The following is a 7429-nucleotide window of genomic DNA, read 5'->3' as shown; positions in this document are numbered from 1 at the left end:
CAATATCTGTCATCGATTTCTTTTGTCGTTGTTCCTGGACAAATCGAACCGTTTCTTTTTTGAATTTTTCACTATAACGTTGCCGTTGTTCACCCATGTGAACCCCTCCTTGGTATGATGATGCCATACCGTTATAGAGGTGTCTACCAATCATACTAACAGCACTGGATCCGCTGTCTGCTCCAAAACAGTCTGATTTTTTAACTTTGCCGGCCATGGGTTCCGTTAACGGTGCAGGGATGAAATCAACACAATCCTTACTTTCCTACATGTATAAAAAACCGCTCTGCTCAACGGATGAGCAGAACGGGCTGAGAAAAGCCGGTCAGGCTGGTTCAATGGATTCCATATATTGTTTAATCGATTCTTCGGTCATGGAGCCTGTAATAATGTTTTCCACTTCCCCTTCAGGATTGATGAGGAAGGTGGACGGCAGCGGCCCAACTCCATAACGGTCGAGTACGTCTTTTTCTTTATCCATCAGGACAGGAAAATTCAAGCCGTGACGGTTGACAAAGCGTTCGACAGAAAGGTCTGATTCACCTACGTTTACGGCAAGCACCTCGACACCTCTGTCTTCAAATTCCTTATGCTGATTTTCCATGTAGGGCATTTCTTCCTCACATGGAGGGCAATAGGTTCCCCAAAAGTTCAGAAAGACACCCTGGCCTTTGTAATCTGCCAGCTCGACCTCCTCTCCTTCCATATTGGTGAGAATGAAATTAGGCGCTTCATCGCCTTCTGAAACGGAAGTCTCTTCTCCCGATATAAAATTTGTATAGAAAACGTAGCCCAGTACAACAGCGATCACACTTAATATGGAAGAACGCATGACCAAACGGCGGCGTTTTATGTGCTTTTTTTTCTCCATGGCCGGCATGGTGTATTCCCTCCTGATCATAATGCTTCTTATGTAAACAGTTTCTCATGGAGCCAGACTTATTATCAAGCGGTACTCTCCTAACTAGTATAATCCGGTGCACGTCTGTTTGCATAATAAAACAATCACGAATTTATGAACTCTTGAGAGCCCGGCCGGGTTCGCTTATTCTCTCGCTTCGGTTGTTTGCTGTTGTTTAAACTGCTTCATCAAATCGATCAGCACAGCACTTTCTTCATTTAATTCTTCCGAAGATCCTGCAACAGATTGTATGGCCTGCTTTTGTTCATCTGCCGAGGCGCTCACCTGTTCTGCAGAGGCGGCATTAGATTCGGCGACTTCTGCCATCCGTTCAATCGCTTTTTCTACCGCTGCTCTGCGTTCTTCCATCATCGGAATCTCCTGCTGGAGCTGGGCGGTGACAGTAGTAATCGAAGCACTTGTTTCCTTCATTTGAGTGAATGCATTTTTTACATTATTCATCGCCTGCTGTTGAGCTTCCCCAACTTCTCTAGAACGAGAAACGGTTGTTTTGACCTTTCCGGCTTCTTCTGAGACATTCGCTAATATCTTCTGTACTTTGGCGGCAGAATGATTAGACTGATCAGCAAGCTTTCGGACTTCTTCTGCGACAACCGCGAAGCCTTTCCCCTGTTCGCCCGCTCTGGCGGCTTCAATGCTTGCATTTAAAGCAAGAAGATTGGTCTGGTCGGCAATGTCACCGATCGAGGCCATCACCTGCTCAATTTCCTTTAAACGATTCGAAAGCCCGGAAAATACGTCCTCGACTTTATTCATCATCTCGCGTGAGTCAGTTGTTTTTTCTTCAAGGTCTGAGACTTCCTGCACTCCGCGCTCATTTAACTGGCTGGAGAGCTCCGTTTGACTGGCAATATCCTTAATAGAATCCTGTAAATACATGAAAGCTGTGGTGAGAATGCCCATTTCCTGTTTTGTATTCTCTGCTTCCTCTGCCTGAACCTGGGCACCGCCTGCAATATCGTTAACAGCATGAGCCACTTCTTCTCCAGCAGCGCTTGTTTCCTCCGAAACGGCACTGAACTGCTCAGCCGACGAAGATACCTGCTTCGCGGTTTCCTCGATCTGCAGGACGAGCTGGCGGATGCTGGTTGTCATTTTATTCAAATCTGCACTCAGCTGGTTAATTTCTTTGTACGATTTTTGAGGAAACTGAACAGAGATGTCGCCTTTTGCAAAACGGTTCACACGCTCCTGAATCTCCCGCACCGGCTTCGTTATTCTTCTAGCGGCGAAGTAACTGGCGGTAAGGGAAAGTATAATCGCTGCGATTGCAATCAGAATAATGGTATCCCGCACCATGTCTGCTTCTTCTCCCATGGCTTCACTATTATAAACGGATCCGATCATCCAGCCGTTTAAGCTGATTTTATCATGAAACAGTTCAAAGGACTGTCCGTTCTCCTCGAAGGCGACCTGACCATTTTCCTTATCCAGTCCTGAGCGTAATGCGGAATCGTCCGCAAGCTCTTCCCCTGTGAATTCCGGATGAACTATTGCATTTCCATCCTTGTCCAGCAGTGTCATATAGCCATTGTACTCCACATCTATTTCAGAAAGCATCGCTGCCAGACCCGCCAGGGAAATATCCATACCGAGCACCCCAATAACTTCAGAGGTAGAGGGGTCAAGAATCGCTTTGGCTGCACTGACAACATATTCTCCTCCATCCTCACTAATGTAAGGCTCGGTCCAGCCGATCTGTTCAGGATCTGCTTCACCGGCTTCATACCATGGCCGGGTTGTCGCATCCATGTCTCCCACATCAACAACCGGTGCTGTATTAACTCCGGTATTGGCAGCTCCTGTAAAAAGCAGTTCCACGTCTTTATATTGATTACTGAAACGCAGCAGCGACTCTTCGACCTCTGTCCATCCTTCAGCAAAGGAAGCGTCGTTATTATTTTTTTCCTGTAAAAATTGTATAACTACCGGGTCCTCACTCATCACCATGAGGTGGTGCTCAAATTCTTCGAGGTACTGTTCAATATACTGCTTCTCTTTCTCTACTAGCCTCGTGCCGTTTTCTTCCACATTTGCCTTGACAGTGCCGGACACTTGCAAATAAATGACAACGGCTGTCATAAGTAAGGCTGCAGTGACAAGTCCCCCGCTTAATAAAAACAATCTTGCCCGTAAACTATTCATTCTCCCCCACCTGACTTCCTTGATGATAATATCGTGACCTTTGTTGGTCCTTCTTTATTATCGACAAAAAAGAAGTACAGTTTAATACAAAAATTGTAATTATTTTTTTGGAAACGGATACAGCGACCGTACCGTTTCATTCATAAAATAATCCTCTTTTTCTTCATAGATTATTGCCTGCAGTACAACCTTCCCCGTTTCTTCCATAAACGCATATGCTTTAAAAAAATCCTTTGATGCAGAAGGTTCCTCTCGTGTTTCTTTGCAGCAGCCCCGCTGATAATAAAGCTGGCCGAGAAATGTCATATTACCAAGCTTCTTAGACTGACGGATGCCTTTATTAATTATTTTCTCCGCCTTCTCCAATTCCCCCGCCTCAAACAAGGCTTTTCCATAATTGTAAAATACCTTCAGCAGGAGTTCAGGATCAGACTGTGACATCGTTTCCTGTGAGATAATTCGATCGTAGTAGTAGAAGGAACGAGAAAAATGTTTCTTTTCGGCATAGAGTATAGCAAGGCTGTTGCACATTTTTTCTTCAAGCCCCTGCGCAGTGAATAAAAAGCGGGCTGTTTGATCCTGCAGTGCCGCTTCAATCTGGCCGATACACTCCTCTATCGACATCCGGTTCATTTCAAAGGCGGCTACAGCATGCTGCCACCGTAAGAAATGGACATAAGAACCCTCCAGCTCATCTGTACGCTTCAGTTCTGCTTTTGTAAGCTCATAGACCTCCTTGTACTGCTTATGGAGAACCAGCTCGTTGATCAAACTCATCGTTTCTTCTATATAATCAACCCGTTCGTTCATAGAGGTGTGAAGGAGATAGGTTATCGGGACATTGAGTTTCAAGGAAATAAAGTAAAGTGTCTGCAGTGTTGGAAAGGCTTTACCGCTTTCAATCCTGCTGATTTCCGATTGATTGCAAATATCCCTGGCGAGCTCCTGCTGAGAGAGACCGCGCAGGCTCCGGAAATAATGAATTTCTTTTCCCAGTCTATTCAAATCCATCGTATCACCTCATTATGTAAATATGCATAGTTATGGCCGGATTGATGACAGATCAGACAGATTCACGCTTTGAATCTCTCTCATAAACTATCAATCAATGACATCACGTTTCTGTTCGAGTAGGAGAACTTATATAATGAATGCAATCTATTATTCTCGAGGAGGGATGTCATAGATGAAGCCATTTCTCATGAAAACTCTGATATGTTCTATATTTCTCATTGCCCTGAGCTTAGGAGCTGACCCTGGAATACTTTCCGCTGCAGACGTTTCAACAATGGATCTTCCTTACGAGCATTAATTTTTTCTTCCTTCCCATGTCCAGGCATGGGAATTTTTCTTTTAAAGTCTTATTACTCATATAGAACTATCGTACTCAGTGATCAGATTAATGCCAATATTTGTCGCATTTGCAGGTTTTATTGCTTACATTGAAATCTGTCTGTTCTCTTTCCTTTCTATATATGCATGATTGCATAATTTTTTCCCATTTGGATTGTGCAGTTCCCTCCAGACCCTCTCAATAGCAATGAATATATCTAGTTCGATATTCGTCTAGTTTTTCCCTCTATTATACTTTGACTAATAACGTTAAGGAGGTTATTCGATGAAAAAGAATTCATGGGGAAAATGGACAGGCATGGCATTGGCAGCAGGACTCCTTTTTACTACAGGGTACGGCCAGGCAGATGCTGTAGAGATGGAAGAATACTTAATCGGCTTTAACGGCAACAAGAGTCTTGTCAATCTCTCTCAGGTAACAGGCGGAGAAGCAGAGGTCGAACACGAATTCAAACATATGAATGTATTAGAGGTCAAACTTCCGGAGCAGGCCGTGGAAGCACTAGAAAATAACCCGAATATTGACTTCATTGAAGAAAATGTAGAAATGGAAGCTCTCGATCAAGAAGTACCTTGGGGTGTATCCAGCCTGCACGGGCCTGAAATTCATTCTAACGGAACGACTGGTGACGGTGTGAAGGTAGGAATTCTAGACACAGGCATCGACGGTGGCCATGAAGATCTGAATGTAGCAGGTGGAGAAAGCTTTGTGCCGGGAGAATCGGATCCCGCGACGGACGGTAACGGCCATGGTACCCATGTTGCCGGCACTGTTGCAGCCGTAGATAATGACAGTGGCGTGCTCGGCATGGCCCATGCCGCTGAGTTATACGCTGTTAAAGTACTGGACTCCCAGGGAAGTGGAAGCCTCAGCTCAATTGCTCAGGGAATTGAGTGGTCCATCGATAATGATATGGACGTCATTAATATGAGTCTCGGCGGCACGATGGGATCTCAGGCTCTCGAGGAAGCCAGCAATAATGCTTACAATGCCGGCGTAACGGTCATTGCTGCCGCCGGTAATTCAGGTTCACTCGGTTTCATTAACACAATCAACTATCCAGCGAAATATGAATCGGTCATGGCCGTTGGGGCTGTGGATGAAAGTGACAGCCGCGCGTCTTTTTCGAGCGTTGGAAATGAGCTTGAAGTAATGGCACCCGGTGTGGACATATTAAGCACCAAGCCTGGTAATTCGTATGAACCTTTTGACGGAACGTCAATGGCCTCTCCTCATGCTGCAGGAGCTGCCGCTCTGCTCCTGCATGATGACCCTGGCATGACAAACAGCGAAGTTCGTGAACGTCTGAATGAGACAGCTGAGCCTCTTGGGGATTCATTTTATTACGGCAACGGACTGATTGATGTTGAAGCAGCACTGGACTAAGTATTTAACTACGTTATAGTATTCAGGCACTCACAAATTGTGGGTGCCTGACTGCTTTATTTAGGGAAGTGCCGCTGCAGTCTCCTTTCATTAGATATTTAGAGCTGCTTCACTGCTTCTTCAACTGGAGTCTTTCCACCGAGCAGTTCAAAGGTCTTATTGTACGTATTTTCTTTTTCAAGTAATTCTGCAATCACATGCGCCACATCAGCCCTTGCAATTTTTTCACTGCCTTCATTAATATCTTCCTTTAACAATACAGTACCTGCCGGCTCGTCATTGGAGAGGGGACCGGGACGAATGATCGTATAAGTTAAACTGCTTTCTTTTAAGTACTCATCAGCAAGCTTTTTTGAGATAAGGTAATGACGCATGTTCTCGGGTCCTGCCTCCGGGTCTTCCGAGCGCATGGAACTGATCATGACAAAGCGCTTCACTCCATGTTTTTCAGCAGCCTCCACGGTTTTTCTGGCTCCCCACAAATCGATAATTACGGTTTTGTCAGGACCGGTGTTCGGTCCAGAACCTGCTGCGAACACAACACAATCCTGCCCTTCAAAAGCGTGATCAATATCCTTTTCCAGGTCAGCGAGAACGATACGGTCCGCCCCAAGCTCCTTTAATTCACCTTCCTGTTCCTGTTTTCTTATCATTGCCGTCACTTCATGTGTATCATTTTGACTCAGTTTTTTCACAAGCTGTCTTGCGACTTTTCCGTTTGCTCCTACTATCAGTACTTTCACTGTTGTTTTCCTCCTTCCATATTCCCTCTTTTATCTTCCCTTTGACAATCTTACGTAAACTTTTAGAAACACCTCCCCCTTTTGGGAGGGACAGGTTCATATAGAGAGTGAAAGGAGGTGAGCGAGCATGGGAGAATTAATTGCAAGCAGACTTTCACTTCAGTTGGAAACAGGTGTTGATGGCAGCGGTAAGCCAATGTTTAAGCAGCGTTCCTTTAACAACATCAAAATTACTGCAGAGGATGACAAACTTAAAGAAGTGGCTGACGCCCTCTCCGGCCTACAGCAGTATAACACCGTAGCCGTACGACGCCACAACGAATACGATCTAGTTTAGTCATTTAATTAGGAATGGAAAGGAGAGTTTATTATGAGTAAACGCTTAGAGCTTCGCTTTGTAAACGAGGAAGGCAATAATGTAACAATTGGACTGGATGATCCGATTGAGCCGGCAGATGAAATGGAAATTGCCGATGCAATGTCATTAATTGCTGAGTCGGATGCATTTATTACCGCAGGAGGCGGACTTGCTTCTGCACGTGATGCGCGCATCGTCGAACGAAATGTTTCCACGATATATGAAGCTGAATAATTAAGGAAGCGTCCGGCCGGCACTGGCCGGGCGTTTTTCATTCGATTTCGAGGAGGTGCAGAGATGGAAATGTGGCTGAACGCGGCTGGAGAGCATGGCATGACAGCGGTAATCGCTTTTTACCTGCTGCATCGTATGGAAAAAAAGCTGGATATTCTGATTGCTGCCGTGAAGCTCTGGCCCGAGAGCGGGAATACTGAAAAACCAGGGAAAAATACAGCTTAGTTTTACTAATAAAAATACCGCCTTTTTCTGAGAAGGCGGTATTTTCAATGAAGCTCATAATT

Annotated in this window: 9 protein-coding genes; 5 read left to right on the top strand and 4 right to left on the bottom strand. The window is 45.1% G+C overall.

Going from position 1 to position 7429, the window contains the following annotated elements; translation table 11 throughout:
• Window positions 1-325: 325 nt before the first annotated feature.
• The 3 genes from resA to ACE4RR_RS20130 form a co-directional block, all read right to left on the bottom strand.
• Window positions 326-880, bottom strand: coding sequence for a thiol-disulfide oxidoreductase ResA (gene resA / locus ACE4RR_RS20140; RefSeq protein WP_375537231.1), 555 nt, complete (start codon window positions 878-880; stop codon window positions 326-328).
• 165 nt (window positions 881-1045) lie between these two features.
• Window positions 1046-3067, bottom strand: coding sequence for a methyl-accepting chemotaxis protein (locus ACE4RR_RS20135; RefSeq protein ID WP_375537230.1), 2022 nt, complete (start codon window positions 3065-3067; stop codon window positions 1046-1048).
• A 99-nt stretch (window positions 3068-3166) separates the two neighbouring features.
• A complete protein-coding gene (locus tag ACE4RR_RS20130; RefSeq protein WP_375537229.1) occupies window positions 3167-4078 on the bottom strand; it encodes a helix-turn-helix domain-containing protein in 912 nt (303 codons plus the stop codon).
• Window positions 4079-4253: 175 nt separating this feature from the next.
• Between ACE4RR_RS20130 and ACE4RR_RS20125 the strand changes: the two genes are divergently transcribed.
• Entirely contained in the window at window positions 4254-4379 is a 126-nt protein-coding gene (locus tag ACE4RR_RS20125; protein WP_375537228.1) for a hypothetical protein, read from the top strand.
• Between the two features lie 306 nt (window positions 4380-4685).
• On the top strand, window positions 4686-5807 hold the full coding sequence (locus ACE4RR_RS20120) for a S8 family peptidase (protein WP_375537227.1): 1122 nt from the start codon (window positions 4686-4688) through the stop codon (window positions 5805-5807).
• Window positions 5808-5905: 98 nt separating this feature from the next.
• Here ACE4RR_RS20120 and ACE4RR_RS20115 read toward each other — a convergent pair whose 3' ends face one another.
• Entirely contained in the window at window positions 5906-6550 is a 645-nt protein-coding gene (locus ACE4RR_RS20115) for an SDR family oxidoreductase (RefSeq protein WP_375537226.1), read from the bottom strand.
• A gap of 127 nt (window positions 6551-6677) precedes the next feature.
• Here ACE4RR_RS20115 and ACE4RR_RS20110 point away from each other — a divergent pair, with 127 nt between their 5' ends.
• From ACE4RR_RS20110 to ACE4RR_RS20100, 3 genes are all read left to right on the top strand, one after another.
• Window positions 6678-6887 (top strand): DUF1659 domain-containing protein, encoded by a 210-nt coding sequence (locus tag ACE4RR_RS20110; RefSeq protein WP_375537225.1) that lies wholly within the window; start codon window positions 6678-6680, stop codon window positions 6885-6887.
• Between the two features lie 33 nt (window positions 6888-6920).
• Window positions 6921-7142: a DUF2922 domain-containing protein gene (locus ACE4RR_RS20105; RefSeq protein WP_375537224.1), complete on the top strand. Its 222-nt coding sequence runs from the start codon at window positions 6921-6923 to the stop codon at window positions 7140-7142.
• Window positions 7143-7205: 63 nt separating this feature from the next.
• Window positions 7206-7367 (top strand): YvrJ family protein, encoded by a 162-nt coding sequence (locus ACE4RR_RS20100; protein WP_375537223.1) that lies wholly within the window; start codon window positions 7206-7208, stop codon window positions 7365-7367.
• Window positions 7368-7429: the final 62 nt, after the last annotated feature.

Origin of the sequence: Alteribacillus sp. HJP-4, from assembly GCF_042139015.1 — a bacterium.
GTDB lineage: Bacteria > Bacillota > Bacilli > Bacillales > Marinococcaceae > JBHIKY01.
The sequence above is the reverse complement of the archived record's forward strand: the minus strand, read 5'-3'. Positions and strand labels throughout refer to the sequence as shown.